This window comes from Methylolobus aquaticus, from assembly GCF_054172105.1.
Genome location: NZ_JBSYXP010000004.1, coordinates 70731 through 91414 on the forward strand (window position 1 = coordinate 70731; position 20684 = coordinate 91414).

21 protein-coding genes are annotated in these 20684 nt (G+C 62.0%); 13 read left to right on the forward strand and 8 right to left on the reverse strand.

All coding sequences use genetic code 11. From position 1 onward, the window contains the following. Window positions 1–7 precede the first annotated feature (7 nt). On the forward strand, window positions 8–367 hold the full coding sequence (gene folB / locus ACW73L_RS06365; RefSeq protein WP_129884051.1) for a dihydroneopterin aldolase: 360 nt from the start codon (window positions 8–10) through the stop codon (window positions 365–367). Beyond that, entirely contained in the window at window positions 360–857 is a 498-nt protein-coding gene (folK, locus tag ACW73L_RS06370) for a 2-amino-4-hydroxy-6-hydroxymethyldihydropteridine diphosphokinase (protein ID WP_498920809.1), read from the forward strand. Before folB ends, folK begins: the two co-directional genes overlap by 8 nt. Here the strand turns inward: folK and ACW73L_RS06375 are convergent. Beyond that, window positions 850–1587: a pteridine reductase gene (locus ACW73L_RS06375; protein ID WP_498920811.1), complete on the reverse strand. Its 738-nt coding sequence runs from the start codon at window positions 1585–1587 to the stop codon at window positions 850–852. The two genes, folK and ACW73L_RS06375, sit on opposite strands and share 8 nt — an antisense overlap. A gap of 161 nt (window positions 1588–1748) precedes the next feature. Here ACW73L_RS06375 and ACW73L_RS06380 point away from each other — a divergent pair, with 161 nt between their 5' ends. Together ACW73L_RS06380 and ACW73L_RS06385 are read left to right on the forward strand one after the other, a co-directional pair. Further along, entirely contained in the window at window positions 1749–2279 is a 531-nt protein-coding gene (locus tag ACW73L_RS06380; RefSeq protein ID WP_498920812.1) for a phosphatase PAP2 family protein, read from the forward strand. Then, complete coding sequence (locus tag ACW73L_RS06385) at window positions 2279–3349, forward strand: MJ1255/VC2487 family glycosyltransferase (protein ID WP_498920814.1); 1071 nt, start codon at window positions 2279–2281, stop codon at window positions 3347–3349. Before ACW73L_RS06380 ends, ACW73L_RS06385 begins: the two co-directional genes overlap by 1 nt. An 8-nt stretch (window positions 3350–3357) precedes the next feature. Here ACW73L_RS06385 and cysQ read toward each other — a convergent pair whose 3' ends face one another. Continuing rightward, window positions 3358–4176, reverse strand: coding sequence for a 3'(2'),5'-bisphosphate nucleotidase CysQ (gene cysQ / locus ACW73L_RS06390; RefSeq protein WP_498920815.1), 819 nt, complete (start codon window positions 4174–4176; stop codon window positions 3358–3360). A gap of 67 nt (window positions 4177–4243) precedes the next feature. On the opposite strand from cysQ, the gene yrfG reads away from it, so the two are divergent. The 5 genes from yrfG (at window position 4244) to rho (ending at window position 8541) form a co-directional block, all read left to right on the forward strand. Beyond that, on the forward strand, window positions 4244–4897 hold the full coding sequence (gene yrfG, locus ACW73L_RS06395) for a GMP/IMP nucleotidase (RefSeq protein WP_498920816.1): 654 nt from the start codon (window positions 4244–4246) through the stop codon (window positions 4895–4897). 107 nt (window positions 4898–5004) lie between these two features. Beyond that, complete coding sequence (locus ACW73L_RS06400) at window positions 5005–5793, forward strand: GNAT family N-acetyltransferase (RefSeq protein WP_498920818.1); 789 nt, start codon at window positions 5005–5007, stop codon at window positions 5791–5793. Continuing rightward, entirely contained in the window at window positions 5768–6556 is a 789-nt protein-coding gene (locus tag ACW73L_RS06405) for a lysophospholipid acyltransferase family protein (protein WP_498920820.1), read from the forward strand. Before ACW73L_RS06400 ends, ACW73L_RS06405 begins: the two co-directional genes overlap by 26 nt. 192 nt (window positions 6557–6748) lie before the next feature. Then, the gene (gene trxA, locus ACW73L_RS06410; protein ID WP_201276208.1) at window positions 6749–7078 is read left to right on the forward strand and encodes a thioredoxin TrxA; all 330 of its coding nucleotides are present in this window, start codon (window positions 6749–6751) and stop codon (window positions 7076–7078) included. A gap of 206 nt (window positions 7079–7284) precedes the next feature. Further along, window positions 7285–8541: a transcription termination factor Rho gene (gene rho, locus ACW73L_RS06415; protein WP_498920821.1), complete on the forward strand. Its 1257-nt coding sequence runs from the start codon at window positions 7285–7287 to the stop codon at window positions 8539–8541. A gap of 66 nt (window positions 8542–8607) precedes the next feature. Here the strand turns inward: rho and hemL are convergent, their stop codons facing one another. The 3 genes from hemL to apbC are packed head-to-tail and all read right to left on the reverse strand — an operon-like array spanning window position 8608 to window position 11617. Continuing rightward, window positions 8608–9888, reverse strand: a complete 1281-nt coding sequence (gene hemL / locus ACW73L_RS06420) for a glutamate-1-semialdehyde 2,1-aminomutase (protein WP_498920822.1) — start codon at window positions 9886–9888, stop codon at window positions 8608–8610. A gap of 52 nt (window positions 9889–9940) precedes the next feature. Next, window positions 9941–10507 carry a dCTP deaminase gene (dcd, locus tag ACW73L_RS06425; protein ID WP_498920824.1) on the reverse strand — a complete coding sequence of 189 codons (567 nt, stop codon included), beginning with the start codon at window positions 10505–10507 and terminating at the stop codon, window positions 9941–9943. Between the two features lie 24 nt (window positions 10508–10531). After that, window positions 10532–11617, reverse strand: a complete 1086-nt coding sequence (gene apbC, locus ACW73L_RS06430) for an iron-sulfur cluster carrier protein ApbC (protein WP_498920826.1) — start codon at window positions 11615–11617, stop codon at window positions 10532–10534. Between the two features lie 151 nt (window positions 11618–11768). Between apbC and metG the strand changes: the two genes are divergently transcribed. Further along, window positions 11769–13976, forward strand: coding sequence for a methionine--tRNA ligase (gene metG, locus ACW73L_RS06435; RefSeq protein ID WP_498920828.1), 2208 nt, complete (start codon window positions 11769–11771; stop codon window positions 13974–13976). Between the two features lie 43 nt (window positions 13977–14019). Here metG and prmC read toward each other — a convergent pair whose 3' ends face one another. Genes prmC through hemA form a run of 3 tightly spaced genes read right to left on the reverse strand, consistent with a single transcriptional unit; the run spans window position 14020 to window position 17217 of the window. Then, the gene (gene prmC, locus ACW73L_RS06440; RefSeq protein ID WP_498920829.1) at window positions 14020–14895 is read right to left on the reverse strand and encodes a peptide chain release factor N(5)-glutamine methyltransferase; all 876 of its coding nucleotides are present in this window, start codon (window positions 14893–14895) and stop codon (window positions 14020–14022) included. Beyond that, a complete protein-coding gene (prfA, locus tag ACW73L_RS06445; protein WP_129884064.1) occupies window positions 14873–15955 on the reverse strand; it encodes a peptide chain release factor 1 in 1083 nt (360 codons plus the stop codon). The genes prmC and prfA overlap by 23 nt, the downstream gene beginning before the upstream one ends. After that, window positions 15952–17217 carry a glutamyl-tRNA reductase gene (gene hemA, locus ACW73L_RS06450; RefSeq protein WP_498920832.1) on the reverse strand — a complete coding sequence of 422 codons (1266 nt, stop codon included), beginning with the start codon at window positions 17215–17217 and terminating at the stop codon, window positions 15952–15954. Before hemA ends, prfA begins: the two co-directional genes overlap by 4 nt. Window positions 17218–17502: 285 nt before the next feature. Here hemA and ACW73L_RS06455 point away from each other — a divergent pair, with 285 nt between their 5' ends. Genes ACW73L_RS06455 through ispE form a run of 3 tightly spaced genes read left to right on the forward strand, consistent with a single transcriptional unit; the run spans window position 17503 to window position 20683 of the window. Then, window positions 17503–19215 carry a tetratricopeptide repeat protein gene (locus ACW73L_RS06455; RefSeq protein ID WP_498920834.1) on the forward strand — a complete coding sequence of 571 codons (1713 nt, stop codon included), beginning with the start codon at window positions 17503–17505 and terminating at the stop codon, window positions 19213–19215. Next, window positions 19212–19811, forward strand: coding sequence for a lipoprotein insertase outer membrane protein LolB (lolB, locus tag ACW73L_RS06460; RefSeq protein ID WP_498920836.1), 600 nt, complete (start codon window positions 19212–19214; stop codon window positions 19809–19811). Before ACW73L_RS06455 ends, lolB begins: the two co-directional genes overlap by 4 nt. Next, window positions 19793–20683 (forward strand): 4-(cytidine 5'-diphospho)-2-C-methyl-D-erythritol kinase, encoded by an 891-nt coding sequence (gene ispE / locus ACW73L_RS06465; protein ID WP_498920837.1) that lies wholly within the window; start codon window positions 19793–19795, stop codon window positions 20681–20683. Before lolB ends, ispE begins: the two co-directional genes overlap by 19 nt. Window position 20684 lies beyond the last annotated feature (1 nt).

A 20684-nucleotide genomic window follows, 5' to 3' on the forward strand; every position in this document is an offset into this window, starting at 1 on the left:
GAGAGCGGTGGACATTATATTTCTACGCGGACTCCAGATCGAGACGACGATCGGCATCTACGACTGGGAGCGCGTTATCAAGCAGGTTGTGATCCTTGATCTCGAGATGGGGACCGATATCCGCAAAGCCGCGGCATCGGACGACATTGCCGACACACTGGATTACAAGGCGTTGTCGAAACGCCTGATTGGATTCGTGGAAAGCAGCGAGTTTTTGTTGGTTGAGACGCTGGCCGAACGCGTGGCCGACCTTTTGCTCGGGGAATTCTCCATCCCCTGGTTGCGCTTGACCGTAAATAAGAAAGGGGCCATCAGCGGAGCGAGTGATGTCGGCATCATCATCGAGCGCGGGTGCGCGGGTGCCTGAGATTTTCGTCGGCGTCGGCAGCAACGTCGACCGGGAATTGAGCATCGGTGCCGGCCTGCAGAGACTCGGTCGGGAATTTGGTCCCCTGCGCTTGTCCAGCGTTTATGAGAGCGAAGCCGTTGGCTTTGTCGGCGATCCTTTTTTTAATCTGGTCGTCGGTTTCGACTGCACGTTGCCAGCGCTGGAAGTGGCGGAACGCCTGACGATGATCGAGGCCCACGTGGGGCGAATCCGCGCTGACGACAAGTTTGCGGCGCGTACGCTTGATCTCGACCTGCTGCTCTACGGCAACGCGGTGTTCGAGGCCGGGAGTCTTCGAATACCGAGAGATGACATTACGCGCTATGCCTTTGTCCTGGAACCTTTAACCGAATTGGCCGCGGATCTTGTCCACCCTGAGCTGGGTACCAGCTTCGCCACACTGTGGGCAGCGTTCGACAAGCGCTGCCTGCGACAGCGGCGTCTGGACCTGCGGCTCATGCCTAATTGAACAGGGTGCGTCCGCCGTCGACGGCCAGTATCTGTCCCGTGACGTAGGGCGCTCGATCGACAAGGAATGCGACCGCATTCGCAATGTCGCCGGGAGATCCGGTGCGTGCCAACGGCACTCGTGCCAGGATTTGCCTTTCCTCTTCGGGGTTCGATGCGCTTTCCGGCCAGAGTATCGCGCCGGGAGCGACGCCGTTGACGCGAACGCTTGGGGCCAGTTCTTTCGCTAGGCTCTTGGTCAGCGCCACAAGGCCGGCTTTGCTGATGCTGTAGATGGAATAGCCTTCGAGCGTGTGTTCGGCGTGGATGTCACAGAGGTTGACGATGGTTCCGCCGGACTTCGTGAGATAGGGTGCGGCCGCGCGGGCCAAAAAGAAGGGGGCCTTGAGATTGGTTCCGAGCAGATCCTCCCACATCGCGTCAGTCGCTGTTTCGAACGGGGTCGGATAGAACACTGACGCGTTGTTGACCAGCACATCCAGCGCACCCCAGAACGAAAAAGCGGTCGCGACCAGTTGCGGTAGTGCGGCGACATCCCGCAGATCGCCCTGAATGACGCGCGCCGAATTCATCCGTTTCGCATTCTGACTTTCCGCGAGTGCCGCGGCGTCGGCTACGGAATGCCTGCAATGCAGCACGACGTGGTAGCCGGCATCATGCAAGGCCGCGCTAATCGCAGCCCCGAGCCGCCTTCCTGCGCCGGTAATCAACGCGACCCGGGCCGTACTCATGGGGCGATCCCTCCGGTATGAAGGTCAGGTCTGGGCGAGTTTGGACGCATGTTCATTGGGCTTTGTCTGCATTCTGTCACTGAATGGTCAAGTGATTGTCCGAATAGTTTCATGCGGTAAGCCTACTGTCTCGTGCTGACAATGGCGCTGAGGATCCGATCATGAAGCTAATCCAGACGATTCATCAATATGACGTCGTCATGTTCAACTGGTTCATGGGTTGCCGGCCGGTTAGCCGCTGCGCTCGCGTTAGTCGGTGGATTTCGCGCACCGGTGACGGTTACCTCTACCTGCTGATCGGCCTGTACTGCTATGGATATCGGTCGGAACTCCCCTCAGCCTCCCTGTTCCTGTCGTGCGCCACGGCCGCCTTCGTCATCGAGCGGAGTTGCTATCTGTTGCTGAAGCAGGGCTTCAGGCGGGGGCGGCCACAACAGGCACTGCCGAACTTTCGTAGTCTCATTGTTCCATCGGACCGCTTCAGCTTCCCGTCCGGGCACACCTCTGCCGCGTTCCTGATGGCGACGCTGCTGGGCTATTTCTGCCCCGTGCTGCTATGGCCGGGCTATCTGTGGGCCGGCCTGGTGGGCTTGTCCAGGATCTCTCTCGGAGTGCATTTCCCGACCGACGTGCTGGTCGGAATGACCATGGGAATCACGGTCGCGGCGGTGAGTCTGCGGGTGCTGGGCTAGTGAAAATCCTTTACGGCGTTCAGGCGACCGGCAACGGCCACATCACGCGCGCTCGGGTCATGGCGCCTTTGCTGCGTGCCGCGGGGGCCGAGGTGACGTTCTTGTTTACCGGGCGACCGTGGTCCCGCTTGTTCGACATGGAAATTTTCGGCGATTTCGAATGGCGCGCCGGGCTGACCTTCCAGACTCACGCGGGTCAGGTGGATTATTTCAGGACCGCCCTCCATAACGATCTGCCGGGATTTGTTCGGGATGTGCACAGACTGGCGGTAAGGGAATACGATCTGGTCATCACCGATTTCGAACCCGTGACCGCCTGGGCGGCAAAACTCAGGGGCGTACGGGCGGTTGGGATCGGGCATCAGTATGCTTTTGCGTTCCCGATTCCGCGCACCGGCGACGATTTCCTGGCGCGGACGGTCATGAAGTCGTTTGCCCCTGCCAGCATCAGTCTCGGCTTGCACTGGCATCACTTCGACCAGCCCATTCTCCCGCCGATCATCGAGACGCCCGCCGAGCCGGATCGCGTCGCTCCGGAGAAAATCCTCGTCTATCTGCCCTTCGAAGATGCGCGGATGATCGTGCGACTGCTGCAGGGCTTCACTGACTTTCAGTTCTATGTCTACGGGACCGGTCCGGTCGCTGACAAGCCGAGCCATATCCACGTCCGACCTCCGTCGCGCGACGGCTTCCACGATGACCTACGTGACTGCGTCGGGGTCATCTGCAACGCCGGTTTCGAGCTTGCCAGCGAAGCCCTGCAAATGGGAAAAAAGCTTCTGGTCAAGCCGCTGCACGCGCAGTTGGAACAGCTATCGAATGCGCTCGCGCTGGAGCAGCTTGGGTTCGGCACGGTTATGCCGGATCTCGATGCGGCAAGCGTCGGTTTCTGGCTGAAGCACGGCCAGGCGCGACGCGTGGTCTATCCGCGCGTCGCCGAGGCCGTGGTGGAGTGGCTGCTGGGAGGGGATCTTCGGGTTGATCCCCGTTGGATTGCGTCAGTCTGGGAGCGTGTCGTTTACGGCGCCGGTGACGTGGCGGGGCCGACGCAGTTGCGGAAGTTGGCCTAGACGCTCGATCAGCCAGCGATCCCTTCCGCGTACTGGCACCAGTCTGTCGTCTTGTCGCCGAACGCCAGAAAGTAGGGATTCAGGAAGGTGTCCCGTTCGTTGTAGCGAAGTTCCAGTCCCTTGAGATCCGTTACTCGGCCGCCCGCTTCACGCACGACGCAGTGCGCGGCGGCCGTATCCCATTCCGACGTCAACCCGATACGCGGGTAGATGTCCGCGGCGCCCTCGGCGACGAGGCACAACTTAAGCGAGCTGCCCATGGATGTCAGGTCGTGATCCCCCAGGCGGGTAAGGTACTGCATCAGTTCCTCGGTCTGGTGCGACCGGCTCCCGACGACCGTCAGCCTATCCCCGCGGCGGTCCCTGACGCGGATTGGCTCGGGAACCTCGTCTCCGCTCTGCTTGTAGGCGCCGCAACCTTCCGCGGCGAAATACGTGAGGTCGAGCACAGGCGCGTAAACCACGCCGAGCACCGGCTGACCGTCGAAGATCAGCGCAACATTGACGGTAAACTCCCCGTTGCGCTTGATGAATTCCTTGGTGCCGTCGAGCGGGTCGATCATCCAGCAGGATTGCCAGGCCTTACGGATCTCCGGCGCGACGGCGGTGGATTCCTCGGAGATGATCGGGTGAGTGGGGTGCAGGGTCGCCAGGCCGCGGACCAGACTTTCGTGTGCCGCAAGATCGGCCTGTGTCAACGGGCTATCATCACCCTTCAGGTCAACCAGAAAGTCGGTGCCGTAGATGTCGAGGATTTTCTTTCCCGCTTCGCGTGTCAAGGCGACAACGGATTCGAGATATTGCGATGGTTCTCTGGATATTGGCATGGAATAGGTTCCCTTGCTGCTCACATTCGTCGGGTTGGGATCATGTTTCTTTGGAGGATCATAACCGATGATTGACTGGAGCAGGATCGACACGGTGTTTCTGGATATGGATGGCACCTTGTTGGACTTGGGGTTCGATAATTATTTTTGGCGCGAGTTGGTGCCGCGTCGCTATGCCGAAGCCCGCGGCTTGAGCGTTCTCGATGCTCAGGCACGGATTACGGCGCGCTATCAGACCCAGGAGGGTGCGCTGGCCTGGTATTGCCTCGATTACTGGAGCGCCGAACTCGAGCTGGACCTGATCGCGCTCAAGCGGGAAGTCGCATCGGCCATTACGGTGATGCCGTACGCGGAGGCTTTCCTGCAAGCCTTGCAGGCACTCCCGGTGCGTGTCGTGTTGGTCACCAACGCTCATCCGGCGAGTCTTTCCCTGAAGATGGACCGCACCGGCCTGGATCGGTTCTTCGCGGCACAGGTTTGTTCACATGAACTCGGTGTGCCGAAGGAGTCGTCTGTTTTCTGGACGCGGCTGCACGAGGTCGAGCCGTTCCTGCCGCACCGGAGCGTGCTCATCGATGACAGCCTTGCAGTGCTCCAGTCCGCCCGGCGTCAGGGGATAGGCCAGACCATAGCCGTCCGCAGGCCGGACCTCAATCAACCGCCGCGGCACATCGACGAATTTACTGCAATCGACGACCTGCGCGCCGTAACGCCTGACTGAGACTCGGGTCCGCGCCGTTTCATCTTAGCGTCATCTGAGCTTCCGCAAGTTGTCACGCACCTGCCCTAAGGTGGCGTGATATTTACCAACTCGCGGGAGATTGCACAGTGCTGGACTCAACTGCAGGGGCGCGGCCGTCCCGATCGCGCCGCTTCGCCACACTCTTGGCGCGCGACGGAGAAATGGTGCGCAAGGCGCAGGCTTTGCGCTACCAGGTTTTTGCCGGTGAGATGGGGGCTCGTTTGCACTCCCTGGTACCCGGTCTCGACTGTGACGAATACGATGCCTACTGCGATCATCTGGTCGTGGTCGATCAGGTGTCCGATCGAGTCATCGGCTGCACGCGGCTGTTGCGCGACGCCGAGGCTCGGCGGCTCGGGCGATTTTACTCGCAGAGCGAGTTCGAACTCGACCGACTGCTGGCGCGTCCCGGCCGTTTCCTCGAGATCGGGAGAACCTGCGTCGCGCCTGGATATCGTGGAGGGGTCATCATTGCGGCGCTGTGGGCCGAATTGGCCGACTACGCCACGCAACGAGGTTTCGATTATCTGATGGGCTGCGCGAGCATCCCGCCCGGCCCGAGCGGCTTTGCGGTCGATGCGGTCTACAGCCAATTGTCGCCGGCGCAGTTGGGGCCGGCTGAACTGGGCGTGCGGTCGCGTCTCCCGGTGCCCGCGCAACAGCGTTGCCAGCGTGATGAGAGTGGCATTCCACCGCTGCTACAGGCGTATCTGAGGCTGGGCGCCTGGGTCTGCGGCGATCCCTGCTGGGATCCTGATTTCAACGTCATGGATGTATTCGTCCTGCTGTCGCTGGACCGGTTGGCGGAACGTTACGAGCGCCGCTTCGTCGGAGTCAAGGAAGCCGAGCATGCGACGATTTCTGCAATGGTCTAGAGCCGCGCTGATCGGGCTCATGTTCGCCGCTGGCTTGGCGACTGTCGGCCTGCTTTTCCCGGTGCTTCGCTGTCTTCCGCTCTTGCCCGCCCGCCGTTTGGAAGGGGCTATCCAAGTGGCTTGGTATAGCGCCTTGCTGAGCATCCTGGGCGTGAACGTGCGGGTAACAGGGCGTCCGTGTCCCGACGCGGCTTTGTGGGTCAGCAACCATGTTTCCTGGCTGGATATCGTGCTGCTCGGCACCTGCCGACCACTGACTTTTGTTGCCAAGAGTGAAGTGGGAACTTGGCCCCTTGTCGGCTTTCTGGCCAAGGGTACGGGAACTCTGCTCGTCCGGCGCGGCGATCTGGCAAGCAGTGGTCTGGTGGCCGACCGGATGACCTGGCTGTTGCGGCAAGGGCAGGCCGTCGCCCTGTTTCCCGAGGGCACAAGCAGTACCGGGGCCGCAGTAATGCGGTTCCACGCACGGTTGTTCGGGCCGGCCGTGCGGGTCGGAGCCCGGGTCCAGCCGGTCGCGATCCGTTATCACGGCGCGGGCCGCGAGCATGTCCCGTTCGTTGGGGATGATGACTTTCTGCCGCATCTTTGGCGCTTGCTCGGGGAAAGGCGCATCGCCGTTGAGTTGAGCTTCTGTCCGCCGGTCACCGCCAGCGGTAAGGCGCGGGATGAACTGGCAGCACAGACCCGCTCACACGTGGTGTCGGCTCTGGGGGGTGACTCGGCAGAGCATCTCGTTCACGGTTTGCGGCGAAACCGCAACTAAGGTTGCCGGGTCGTCCTGGCTTCCAAGCTACAGGCCTTGCTCGGAGTCGCTTGGCTCGTTCTGCGGCTGCCCCTTGGGCTTGCAAAATCGCCCGGTTTAGGCTCAAATTCCGGTTCATTCTGCCTACATGTGGTTCCGGTCCGTGGCGTTGCCCGGACCCGTTTGCGAATTGGTGCTGAGATCAAGGAGTTAATGGTGAGCGCGAACATTGTGCATTTGACCGATGGAGAGTTCGAGGAGAAGGTTCTCAAGTCTCCGGAACCCGTGCTCGTGGACTACTGGGCCGAATGGTGCGGGCCCTGCAAGATGATAGCGCCGATACTCGACGAAATCGCTGCCGATTACGCCGGCAAACTGACCGTGGCCAAGTTGAACATCGATGACAACCCGACAACGCCGCAGCGGTTTGGCGTTCGCGGTATTCCCACCCTGATGCTGTTCAAGAATGGCGAGGTCGAGGGAACCAAAGTCGGTGCGATGTCGAAGTCCCAGTTGACCGCTTTCCTGGATACGCACCTGTAAATTTGCGGCTCTTCGCCACAGGCTGCCTCTCGTCCCATCACGGTGGACGGGGCGCGGCCCGTGTGGTAACCTACGACCGTTCACATCTGTAGATCCCCGCTCCGCGTACGTCGCGGAAGCCCGCCTGTTCAGGCTCCCTTCCCGGGATCTTCCTTCCGATCTCCAAGACTCTCGTTCCTCGCATCATCCTGCCGTGCTCTAACGCCATGAACCTGACCGATCTTAAGCGCAAGCCCGTATCCGAACTCATCCAACTCGCCGAGTCGATGGACATCGAGGGCGTGGCCCGCACCCGGAAGCAAGACCTGATTTTCTCGATGCTCAAGAAGCTCGCGAAAAATGGCGAGGATATCTATGGGGACGGGGTGCTGGAGATCTTGCAGGATGGCTTCGGCTTCCTGCGCTCGACCGACAGCTCGTACCTGGCCGGTCCGGATGACATCTACGTGTCGCCCAGCCAGATCCGGCGGTTCAGTCTACGGACCGGGGACACCATTTCGGGGAAGATCAGGCCGCCGAAAGACAGCGAACGCTACTTTGCGATGCTCAAGGTCGAGCAGATCAACTATGAGCCGCCCGAAAACGCCAAGCACAAGATCCTGTTCTCGAACCTGACGCCGCTGTTTCCGGTCGAGCGTTTCACGCTGGAGTTGGGCAACGGTACGACGGAGGACCTGACGGCGCGTGTGATCGATCTGATCGCGCCCATCGGCAAGGGGCAGCGCGGCTTGATCGTGTCCCCGCCGAAGGCCGGCAAGACGATGATCCTGCAGCATCTGGCGCAATCAATCGCCGAGAAGAATCCGGAGTGCTACCTGATCGTGCTGCTGATCGACGAGCGGCCCGAGGAAGTCACCGAGATGCAGCGCAGCGTGAAGGGTGTCGTGGTGTCCAGCACCTTCGACGAACCGCCCGCCCGGCACGTGCAGGTCGCCGAGATGGTGATCGAGAAGGCCAAACGCCTCGTCGAGCACAAGCGGGATGTGGTGATACTGCTCGACTCCATCACGCGCCTCGCACGTGCCTACAATACCGTGATCCCGCCCTCGGGCAAGGTCCTGACCGGTGGTGTCGACGCCAATGCGCTGGAACGGCCGAAGCGCTTCTTTGGCGCCGCACGCAACATTGAGGAGGGCGGTAGCCTGACCATCATCGCCACAGCGCTGGTCGATACCGGGTCGCGCATGGACGAGGTCATTTACGAGGAGTTCAAGGGTACCGGCAACATGGAGCTGCACCTGGACCGCAAGATTGCCGAGAAACGTGTGTATCCGGCGATCAATATCAACCGGTCGGGGACCCGCCGCGAAGAATACCTGGTGCCGGCGGACGAGCTGCAGAAATGTTGGATCCTGCGCAAGATACTCCAGCCGATGGATGAAATGGCGGCCAGCGAATTCCTGCTCGGCAAACTGAAGGACACCAAGACGAACGCCGAGTTTTTCAACATGATGAAGCGCTGACATTCGTCAGCGAGCTTCACGCAAGCGCGCCCCCAGGCGCGTCAGCCTTCGCCCGCAGCGTTCCGCCTAGAGGCGGGCGAAAACACGGTCCGCCGCTGCCAGTGTCTGGTCGATCACGGGTTCGTCATGCGCAATCGAGACGAATCCCGCTTCGAAAGCTGACGGGGCGAGATAGACGCCTTCCTCCAGCATGCCATGGAAGAAGCGGCGAAACCGCTCCTGGTCGCAGGCCATGACCTGCTCGAAACGGGTGATTTCCGCCTCGGGAGTGAAGAACAGCCCGAACATGCCGCCGACGCTCTGCGCCATGAACGGAATTCCCGCCCTTAGCGCCCGCTCACTGAGTCCTTCCGTCAGATAACGTGTCAGGTCGGCAAGCCGCTCGAAGAACCCCGGCTTCGCGATCAATTCCAGGGTCTTCAGTCCGGCGGTCATCGCGACGGGATTTCCCGACAGGGTCCCTGCCTGATAGACGGGACCAAGCGGTGCGATCCGCTCCATGATGTCGCGCCGGCCGCCGAACGCGCCGACCGGCATTCCGCCGCCGACCACCTTCCCGAGTGTCGTCAGGTCGGGTATGACGCCGTACAACGCCTGGGCGCCGCCGATACCGACCCGAAAACCGGTCATTACTTCGTCGAAAATCAACACGCTGCCGTAGCGTGTGCATTGCTCGCGCAGTGTCTCCAGAAAGCCGGGAGCAGGCGGCACACAATTCATGTTGCCGGCCACTGGCTCGACGATGACCCCCGCGATCTGCTCCCCATACTCGGCAAAGAGCAGCTCGGTCTGTTCGCTGTCGTTGAAGGCGGCGGTCAGCGTGTGTTCGGCGAGCGAGGCGGGCACGCCGGGAGAACTCGGCACGCCGAGCGTCAGCGCGCCCGAACCGGCCTTGACGAGCAGCGAGTCAGAATGACCGTGATAACAGCCTTCGAACTTGAGGATCTTGTCGCGCCCGGTGTAGCCGCGCGCCAGCCGGATCGCGCTCATCGTTGCCTCGGTCCCGGAACTGACCATGCGGACCAGTTCCAGCGAGGGCACCAATTCGCACAGTCGCCTTGCCATCTCTGTTTCGATCAAGGTCGGCGCACCGTAGCTGAGGCCCCGGTCCACGGCGGCATGTACCGCGCTCAACACCGCGGGATGGGCGTGACCGAGAACCATCGGACCCCAGGAGCCGACGTAATCGATGTAGGTGCGACCAGCGGTGTCGTAGAGGTGGGGGCCTGCCGCGCGCGCGATGAACAGCGGATCGCCGCCGACCCCACGGAACGCTCGCACCGGCGAGTTGACGCCGCCCGGAATGTACTGCTGGGCTTCCAGAAAAGCATCGTGGGATGCATTCATGATATGGAGTCCTCGGGGAGGGGCTGTATTCCGCGGCGGACGGTGCGGCAGGTCAGGCCTTGGGCAGGGTGACGCCGGTCTGGCCCTGATACTTGCCGCCGCGATCGCGGTAGGAAACTTCGCATGGCTCGTCGGCGCCAATGAACAACACCTGGGCAACGCCCTCGTTGGCGTAGACTTTTGCCGGCAGCGGTGTCGTGTTGGAGAACTCGAGCGTCACGTGGCCTTCCCACTCGGGCTCCAGAGGGGTGACATTCACGATGATGCCGCACCGGGCATAGGTCGACTTGCCAAGGCAAATCGTCAGCACGTCGCGCGGAATCCGGAAGTACTCCACCGTGCGGGCCAGCACGAAGCTGTTCGGGGGAATGATGCAGACCTCTGACTTGACGTCGACGAAGCTGCTTTCATCGAAATTCTTCGGGTCGACAATGGCCGAATTGATGTTCGTGAAGATCTTGAATTCGTTCGAACAGCGGATGTCGTACCCGTAACTCGACGTGCCGTACGAGATGACGCGCTCACCGGCGGCGTGACGTATCTGCTGCGGCTCGAACGGTTCGATCATCCCGTGCTCGGCCGCCATGCTGCGGATCCAGCGGTCCGACTTGATACCCATAATGTCGTGTCAGGCGGCGGAGGTTCAGGTGTTCGTGACGGTGATCTTGGGAAACCGGCCGCTGTAGTCCTTGGCTTTGCGCGCGAGGCGCGCCGCCATTTTGCGGGCGATGGATTTGTACATCTGAGCTGCGCTGCTATCCGGGTCGGAGATCACGGTCGGCCGACCGCCGTCGGCCGCTTCCCGGATCCGGATGTCCAGGGGCAGGGCACCGAGCAACTCCACGCCGTAGCGCTCCGCCATCCGCTGTCCGCCGCCGGCGCCGAAAATCGGCTCGGCATGCCCGCATTGGCTGCAGATATGAATGCTCATGTTCTCGATCAAGCCGAGCACCGGGACGCTGACCTTTTCGAACATCTTGAGTCCCTTCTGCGCGTCGAGCAGCGCGATATCCTGAGGCGTCGTGACGATGACGGCCCCGGAAACGGGGATCTGCTGCGCGAGGGTCAGCTGGATGTCCCCGGTGCCGGGCGGCAGGTCGATGACAAGATAGTCGAGATCGTCCCAGCTCGTGTCCTTCAGCAGTTGCGTCAGCGCGCCGGTGACCATCGGGCCGCGCCAGATCATCGGCGTGTCGTCATCGATCAGGTAGCCGATGGACATGGTTTGCAAGCCAAGCGCCGTGACCGGCGAGAAGCTCTTGCCGTCCGTCTGGGGGCGTCCTGTGACGCCGAGCATCAGGGGCTGACTCGGGCCGTAGATGTCGGCATCGAGCAGGCCCGTGCGGGCACCCTCGGCGGCGAGCGCGAGCGCGAGGTTGACGGCGGTCGTCGACTTGCCGACGCCGCCCTTGCCGGACGCGATTGCGATGATGTTCCGGACACCGGGCAGTGGTGCCAGGTTCTTTTGCACCGCGTGCGAGACGATCTCTGTGCCGATGTCGATGCTCACTGCCGTCGCGCCGAGGGTGGCCGTCAGGCTCTCGCGAATAGCTTCGGTCAGTTCGGGCCAGAAGCTGCGGGCCGGATAACCGAGCCGCACGCATAGCTCGATGGACGTGCCGTCGATCGCGATCTGCTTGACGGCTTTGGCGCTGATCAGATCGCTGCCGAGGTTGGGATCGATCAGAGTGCGGAGAACGGCTTCTACGTCGTTGTTCGAGAGAGGCATGCGGGAAAATCTGCCAGGTCGGTTGTAATCGTCATTGTACACGGTGGGGCCGCTGCCGTCGCACTGGCAGGGCAGCTGCAGGGCGCCGCGAACGAGCCGCCCGGCGGATATGGGATAATGACCGGCTTGCCTTATGGACTGCCATAACCCGATGAACACGCCGCGACGAATCCTGGTCACCAGCGCCCTGCCTTACGCCAATGGCCCCATCCATCTCGGCCATCTGGTCGAATACATCCAGACCGACATCTGGGTGCGTTTCCAGCGGATGCAGGGGCACGAATGCTGGTATGTCTGCGCGGACGACACGCATGGCACGCCGATCATGCTCCGCGCCGAGAAGGAAGGCATTCCCGCCGAAGAGTTGATCGCCCGCGTGCACGCCGAGCATTCGCGCGATTTCGCCGGTTTCCGGGTCGAGTTCGACAATTACTACACGACGCATTCCGACGAGACACGCGTTTTTGCGGAGCGCATCTATCGCGCGCTGCGCGACAAGGACCTGATCGAGGTACGGGCGATCGAACAGTACTACGATCCGGTCAAGGCGATGTTCCTGCCCGACCGCTTCATCAAGGGCGAGTGTCCGCGCTGCCACGCGGTGGATCAGTATGGGGACAGCTGCGAAGCCTGCGGCGCGACCTATGCGCCCACCGACCTGATCAATGCGTACTCGGCCATCTCGGGGGCTCCGCCGATCCGGAAGGAGTCCGAGCACTACTTCTTCAAGCTCGGCGAATGTGCGGCATTCCTCAAGGAGTGGACCCGGGCCGGTCACCTGCAGTCGGAAGCTGCGAACAAGATGAACGAGTGGCTGGAGTCAGGACTGGCGGATTGGGATATTTCGCGCGATGCGCCGTATTTCGGCTTTGAGATCCCGGACGCGCCGGGGAAATACTTTTATGTCTGGCTGGACGCGCCGATCGGCTACATGGGCAGCTTCGCGAAGCTGTGCGGCCGCACCGGCCTCGATTTCGAGGACTACTGGCGCGCGGATTCCGATACCGAGTTGTACCACTTCATCGGCAAGGACATCCTGTACTTCCATGCCCTGTTCTGGCCGGCCATGCTGCGTTTTTCCGGCTTCCGCACACCGACCCGGATTTTCGCGCACGGTTTCCTGACCGTGAACGGCGAGAAAATGTCCAAATCCCGGGGTACCTTCATCACGGCTGAAAGCTATCTGCAGCAGGGGCTGAATGCCGAATGGCTGCGCTATTACTACGCCTGCAAGCTGAACGGCACCATGGAAGACATCGATCTGAACCTCGATGACTTCGTGCTGCGCGTCAACAGCGATCTGGTCGGTAAATATGTCAATATCGCGAGCCGTACCGCGAAGTTCATTTCCGAGCGCAGCGGCGGAGAACTCGCCGCACCCGAGCCTGCAGTCCAGCGGATTTTCGATGCGTATCGTCAGGTGATCCATCGCGGTCAGCACTACGCGAATGAGATCCTCGGCGAGTTCGGAGTCGGGCTGCTCGCAGCGCAGGAGTGGCGTGAGCTTCAGGGCGCGGAAGCGACCGAACCTGCAGACGATGCCATCGCGACGGTAGCGGACGTGCTGGCGGCTGGGTTTCGCGCGCAGGCGGGCTATGCAAAGCTCGACTGCGCAAAGGCAATGCGCGAGATCATGCTGGCCGCCGACCGCGTCAACCAGTATGTGAACGATCAGGCGCCGTGGGCACTCGCCAAAGAACCGGGCCGCGAGGCGGATGTGCAGCGCATCTGTTCGCTAAGTCTCAATTTGTTCCGAATCCTGACCGTGTACCTGAAGCCGGTGTTGCCGGCCGTCGTCGAGGCCGTCGAGACGTTTCTGGCCGTACCGCCGCTGAGTTGGGAGGATGCTGGTATGCCGCTGACGGCGGGGCACCGCATTAAGCCTTATCAGCACTTGATGACACGTATCGACAAGGCGCGCGTCGATTCGCTGGTCGCGGCCAATCAGGCCAGCTTGGCAGCGACGGAAGTGCCGGTCCGCTCGTCGGCCAAGCCCAGCGAGCATCAGCAGCACGAGATTCACCCCATTGCCGAAACGATCACGATCGACGATTTCGTCAAGCTCGATCTGCGTGTGGCGAAGATCGCGAACGCCGAGCATGTCGAGGGGGCGGACAAGTTGCTGAAGCTGACGCTGGATCTCGGCAACGAGAACCGGACAGTGTTCGCCGGCATCAAGTCGGCCTATCCGCCCGAAGCATTGATCGGGCGGTTGACGGTCATGGTTGCGAATCTGGCGCCGCGCAAGATGAAGTTCGGCCTGTCCGAGGGCATGGTGCTCGCGGCCGGACCTGGTGGCGCGGACATCTTCCTGCTATCACCCGACGCCGGCGCGCAGCCCGGGATGCGGGTCAAGTAGCTGGGTTTCCGGCAGCCTCAGGGCTCCGCGCCCACGCAGCGGCTCACCCCTCGGGGGCCGTCGCGCGGGTCACACGCCAGTGCCCCTGGAGGTCGGCGTGATGGTCGATGTGGCGGTAGCGGTGCTGCTTCAGCAGTGCGCCAACGGCATCCGCCTGATCGAAGCCGTGTTCCAGCAGTAACACGCCGTTCGGGCGCAGGCGAGCGCAGGCCTGCTCGGCGATGGTCCGGTAGGCAGCCATGCCGTCCGGCCCTCCCTGCAGCGCGACCGGTGGTTCAAATCGGAGGTCGCCCTCTCCCAGGTGCGGGTCGGTGTCCGGAATATACGGCGGGTTCGAGACGATCAGATCGAACTCCAGCCCGGCCGGCAAATTTGCGAACCAGTCGGATTCCAAGAAACGCACCGCGGCTCCCCAGCGTGCCGCATTGCGTCGAGCGACTGTCAGTGCTGGAGCGCTGATATCGGAGGCGGACACGGTGGCGGTCCGATACTCGGTTGCCAGCGTCACGGCAATGGCGCCGCTACCGGTCGCAAGGTCGAGTACCGTCGCGGTCGGATGTTCACGAAGGTGGGCTAGCGCCACCTCCACGAGCAACTCCGTTTCCGGGCGCGGGATCAATACCGCGGGTGTCACGAGAAAGTCCCGGGACCAGAACTCGCGTGACCCGGTCAGATAGGCAATTGGTGTGCCGTTGCCGCGCCGTTCGATCAATGCATCGAAATGCGCCCGCGGTTCCGGTTCCAGGGATGCCTCTGGCCACGCGCGAAGGTAAGTGCGGGATTTCCCGAGCACATGCGCCAGCAGGATCTCGGCGTCGAGCAGTGCCGAGGGGCTGGCGGTCTCGAGCCGACGCGAGGCAGTACGGAGCGCCTCGGCCAGAGTCGGCGCCGGTCCGTCAGGCTTCAGAAAGCTGGGCAAGCAATTCGGCCTGATGCTCGTTGGTCAGCGGCTGGATGACCGGGTCGAGGTCGCCGGCGATGATCGCATCGAGTTTGTACAAGGTCAGGTTGATGCGATGATCCGTCAGCCGGCCCTGTGGGAAGTTGTATGTGCGGATGCGCTCTGAGCGATCGCCGCTACCCACCTGCAGTTTCCGCGACGCGGCGATTTCGGCGCTCTGCTTTTCCTGTTCGGCGGCCAGGATGCGCGACTTCAGCAGCGACATCGCGCGCGCCCGGTTTTTATGCTGCGAGCGCTCGTCCTGGCATTCGACAACGATGCCCGTGGGGATATGCGTCAAGCGCACTGCCGAGTCGGTCCGGTTCACGTGCTGGCCCCCTGCACCCGAGGCGCGGTAGGTGTCCACGCGCAGGTCGGCCGGATTGATGTCGACCTCGACCTCGTCGACCTCGGGGAGTATTGCGACGGTGCAGGCCGACGTGTGAATGCGGCCCTGGGCTTCGGTCTCCGGCACACGCTGGACGCGGTGGGTGCCGGCCTCGAACTTCAGCCGCGAATAAACATCCTGGCCCGTGATCCGCAAGACGACTTCCTTGTAACCGCCGTGCTCTCCTTCACTTTCGCTGACGATCTCCGTTTTCCAGCCGGAGATTTCGGCATAGCGTGTGTACATGCGCAGCAGGTCGCCCGCGAACAAGGCGGCCTCAGCGCCTCCGGTGCCGGCCCGGACTTCGAGAAAGATATTGCGTTCGTCGTTCGGATCGCGGGGCAACAGCAAGATCTGGAGTTGCTGGTCCAGTTCGTCGCGTTTGTTTTGAGCGTCGTCCAATTCCTCGCGCGCCATGGCGCGCACGTCGGGATCCGGATCCTGTTGTAGTGATTCGGCATAGACGACGGCGTCCAGTGCGTCGCGGTAGGCGCGAAAACAGGTGATCACCGGGTTCAGCTGTGCATACTCACGGCTCATGGATCGGAAGCGGTCCTGATCGCCCTGTACCTCGGGGTCGGTCAGCAGCGCCGTGATTTCGTCGAAGCGGTCGGACAGGCTTTCGAGTCGGGTCTGGATGCTCGCCTTCACGGGTCGGAGGGGTCCTTGAGCTGAAAGAGTTCCCGAGCCGCGGCGACAAGATCGGGGCGTTCATTGATGCCCGCCATGCGGATCTGCAGGCTGGGGGTGTGCAGCAGCTGGTTGGTCAGCGTGTCGGCCAGCAATTGTAACGCGTCTTCGGGCGCCCGCCCGTTGCGTAGGGCGCGCAGTGCTTTCGACAAGGCGCGGTCGCGCAATTCCTGAGCATGTGCCCGGACATCGCAGATGGTCGTGTTTACTCCCTGCGCCCTGAGCCACCCGACGAAATGTGCCACCTCGACGTCGAGGATCTCCTCAGCCTTCTTTGCCGCTTCGCGACGCGATTCAAGGTTCTCTTCAATCGTGTCCTTGAGATCGTCGACCGTGTACAGGTAGGCGTCGGGGAGTTGTTCGACTTCGGCTTCGATGTCGCGTGGCACGGCGAGATCGACCATGAACATCGGTTTGTGCTTGCGCGCGCGGATCGCACTCTCCACGCTTCCCTTGCCGAGTATCGGTAGCGGACTGGCAGTGGACGAGACGAGAATGTCCGCCTTGGCCAGATGCAGAGGCAACTCGTCGAGCGATATTGCAAAGCCGCCAAACTGGGATGCCAGCGCATGGGCCCGGTCAAAAGTCCGGTTGGCAACGATCAGGCGGCCGATCCTGTTTTCGGCGAGGTGGCGCGCAGTGAGCTCTATGGTATCGCCGGCGCCGATTAGCAGCGCAGTCTGCTCGCTCAGGTCGTCGAAGATGCGCTGTGCCAGCCGCACGGCAGCGAACGCGACCGATACGGGGCTGGATCCGATCGCCGTGTCGGTACGAACTTTCTTGGCGGCCGAGAATGCGTGGTGAAAGAGCCGGCTCAGGACCTTGCCGAGTGTTCCGGCCGCATTGGCCGTCTGGTAAGCCTGTTTCAACTGGCCGAGGATCTGCGGTTCCCCCAGAACCATCGAGTCGAGGCCACTGGCGACCCGGAACATGTGACGGATCGTGTCGGCGCCGCGGTGCTGATAGAGATAAGGGCGGATATCACCGGGTGACATTTGCTGCTGGCGAGCGATCCAGTCGATGAGCACCTCGCTTTGGGTCACTTCCGATTCACAGTACAGCTCGGTCCGATTGCAGGTCGAGAGAATCGCTGCACCTTCCACGTCAGGTATCGCGACAAGATCGCGCAACGCAGAGGCCAGCCGATCAGAGGGCAGCACTAACCGTTCCCGAACGCAAAGCGGGGCGGTATGATGGCTTAAGCCCAAAGTCAAAATCGACATCTACTGAAATATCGCGGCGATCAAGCGTATAATTGTAAGAAAAGCCCGTCCTCAAGTCCAAAGCGCAACGTCATAGCGCGCTGCGGCCAGCCTTCCATTTCGACGTGTCGCTTACGGAAACCTCAGATCGCTCGACCTTACGCTCGATCCTTTGTTCGGCAGGATTCCTGCCGTTCGTTGGAGGGGGGGGGGACTGCGCTGCGGGCCGTGCGCGCAGACGGTTGCGGTTTCAGACATGACCCGCGGACTGTTGTTGCGCCAATTGTGATTTCCATCTTGAGACCTTTGCTTCCCGGCCTTGTGCTGGCCGCGCTGCTGGTTGCCTGCAATGGGCTTTTCGGAACGGCTCGCAATGGGGTGGATTTTGCCTCGAACGACCTGCGGACCAGCCATTCCCCGTTGCCCCAGGCCTCGGAGTATGTCTATCTGGTGCTCAGCGCCGAAATCGCTGGACAGCGGGGCGATTACGCAGGCGCACTGGAGCATTACCTCGAAGCCGCGAAGCTGACCCCCGATCCCAAGGTGGCGGAGCGTGCGACACAGATAGCCCTCTACGCCAAAAATCTCGGCAGTGCGGCGGAAGCGGCGTCTCTGTGGAGCCAACGCGATCCGTCGAACACGGCCCCGAAGCGAATTTCCGCAATCCTGAATCTGAAGCAGGGCAATCTCGAACAGGGGGTGGCTCAGTTGCGGACGCTATTGAGCCTGCCGTCGGTCGATGTCGAGAGCACGCTGATCGAATTGGTCAAGATGCTGGACGGCGAGTTGTCTAAGGAAGACGGCCTGAGTGTGATGAAGTCGCTTCAGGAAGCCTTTCCGCATGTCGCCGAGGTCCACTTCGCCTATGCGTTGCTTGCCACCAACAAGGGGGAATACGCGCTGGCACTGGATCAGACCCAGAAAGCCTTATCGATGCAGCCACGGTGGAGCCGCGCGCAACTGCTGCAGGCTCAGTTGATGTCACAAATGGGTGACTCCGAGTCGGCGCGAGATATCATTCGCAAGGCCGTCAGCCGCGATCCCGCGAACGATCGACTGCGCCTGATATTGGCGCAATTCCTGACCAAGACGGGCGATCTGCGTGGCGCAGAGCGGGAACTGAAAGGCGTTCTGTCCCGTGATCCGGGTAACGATGATGCGCGATTTGGTCTCGCGGTGCTGTTACTGGAGACCGGCAAGGAAGAGTCGGCGCGGGGGGAGTTGCGCAAACTGCTGGGTACCGAGAAGTGGCGCGGGCAGGCCAGTTTCTACCTCGGTCTGCTCGAACTGCGTCAAAACCACCTCCCGGATGCGCTGGTCTTTTTCGATCGTGTCGACTCGGGGCCCAGTGAGTTCGATGCGCGAGTCAACGCGGTGACCGTACTGGTCAGTCTCGGACGCGTGGACGAAGCGCGCGGCCGGCTTAGCGAACTGCGTCAGCGCTTTCCGAACGAGTCGCTGCGCCTGTATCTGGTCGAGGCCGATCTCCTCGTGAAGCGTAAGGAGCCGCAGGCGGCTTTCGATCTGCTGACCTCGGCACTGGCGGAGGATCCGGGACGGGCAGAACTTCTGTACAGCCGGGCGCTGGTTGCTGATCAGCTGGGTCGCGCGGATCTGCTGGAGGCAGATCTTCGCGCCGTCATCGAGAAGAGCCCCAACGATGCGAATGCGTTGAATGCGCTCGGCTTTACACTGGCCGATCGCAACCTTCGGCTCGACGAGGCGAAGTCCCTCATCGCACGGGCGATGCAACTGAAACCGAATGATCCGGCGGTGATGGACAGTTGGGGTTGGCTCCACTATCGCCTGGGTAATCTGGATGTCGCGCTGGATTATCTCGAGCGTGCCCACCGTCTTTTCAAGGACCCGGAAATCGCCGCCCACCTCGGTGAAGTATTGTGGGAAAGCGGGCGCCGGGAAGAAGCGCGGCGCGTATGGCGGGGCGCCTTAAGCAAGGATCCGGAGCATCGGGAGATGCAGCGCATACGGTCCAAGTACCGGGAAGCGTTTCTGCGGTGAGCCTTCGGTCTTGCGTTTACTATGCCCTGATCTCCTTCTTGCTCGGTCTCGCATCGTCGGGCTGTGCTCCGCGCTTGCCGCCGGTCGCTGCAACGCCTGACGCCCAAAGTCGGTTGCTCGGGCTGGCCCACTGGCGGATGGTGGGTCGCATCGGGGTCCAGACCGCGTCGGAGGGGTTCCATGGCAGCATCCGGTGGGAGCACGAGAACGCGCAGGACCGCGTCCAGGTTTCCGGTCCCCTGAGTCAGGGTGGTGTATCGATCGTTTTACAGGACGACTGGATCCTGATTCGGGACGACCGCGGCGAGGTCAAGACTTCACGCGATGCCGGAGCGCTGGTGCGGCAGGAACTCGGTTTTCCCGTGCCATTGTCCAGTCTCCGCTACTGGGTGATCGGTGTGCCGCGGCCCGCTCGGGCCGCCGTGCCACGGTACGATGCTGCCGGTCTTCTGCGGGAATTGAAGCAGGAAGGCTGGTCGCTGGCCTACGAGCAGTTTGTGTCGGCGCAGGGCGTGGCGTTGCCGCGCAAGCTGTCGGCGAGCGGAGATGAAATGAAACTGAAGCTGGTGGTCGATGAATGGGAAGTTCTGCCGTAGGGGTGTCGGACGTGGCTGATGCGAAGGTACTGCGCTTGCCGGCGCCGGCCAAGCTGAACCTGATGCTGCGTGTCGTGGGGCGACGGCCGGATGGGTACCACTTGCTGCAGACGGTATTTCAATTCATTGACCGCTGCGACTGGATCACGCTGCGGGAGCGCAGCGACGGTAGCATCCGTCTGCAGACCCCGCTTCCCGGTGTGCCTGCAGACTCGGACCTGACGGTGCGTGCCGCGGCCCTGTTGCAAAGTCACACCGGCCCGCGTCGGGGCGTCGACATTGCGATCGAGAAAAATCTGCCGATGGGTGGCGGACTGGGCGGGGGTAGCTCCGACGCAGCGACGGTTCTCGCTGGCCTGAATGCATTGTGGGAATGCGGCTTGACGTTGCAGGAGTTGCAGGATCTGGGCTTGAGGCTCGGTGCAGACGTGCCGATCTTTCTGTTCGGTCAGGCTGCTTGGGGGGAGGGGGTTGGGGAGCAGCTTGTGCCCCTGGACTTGCCTGAGCCCTGGTACCTCGTTGTCGTCCCGGCCTGCCATGTGTCGACCGCAGACGTGTTCAATGCGCCGGAATTGACAAGGGATAACCCGCCCGTCACAATACGCGCTTTTTTCGACGGCAGCCACGAGAATCACTGCCTGCCGGTAGTTCTCGGGCGTTACGGGGCCGTTCGGGCTGCCTTCGCGGCTTTGACCGATCTGGGCGCGAAGCCGCGGCTGACGGGAACGGGTGCGTGCGTCTTTGCGACGTTCGAGGAGCAGGCTCAGGCTGAGCGCGCGGCCGAGCAGATGTTGGAGTCGCAGTGGTTGTGTTTCACGGCGCGGGCACTCAATCGCTCGCCCTTGCTTCAGGCGCTGCCGTCGGCGCCGTAGG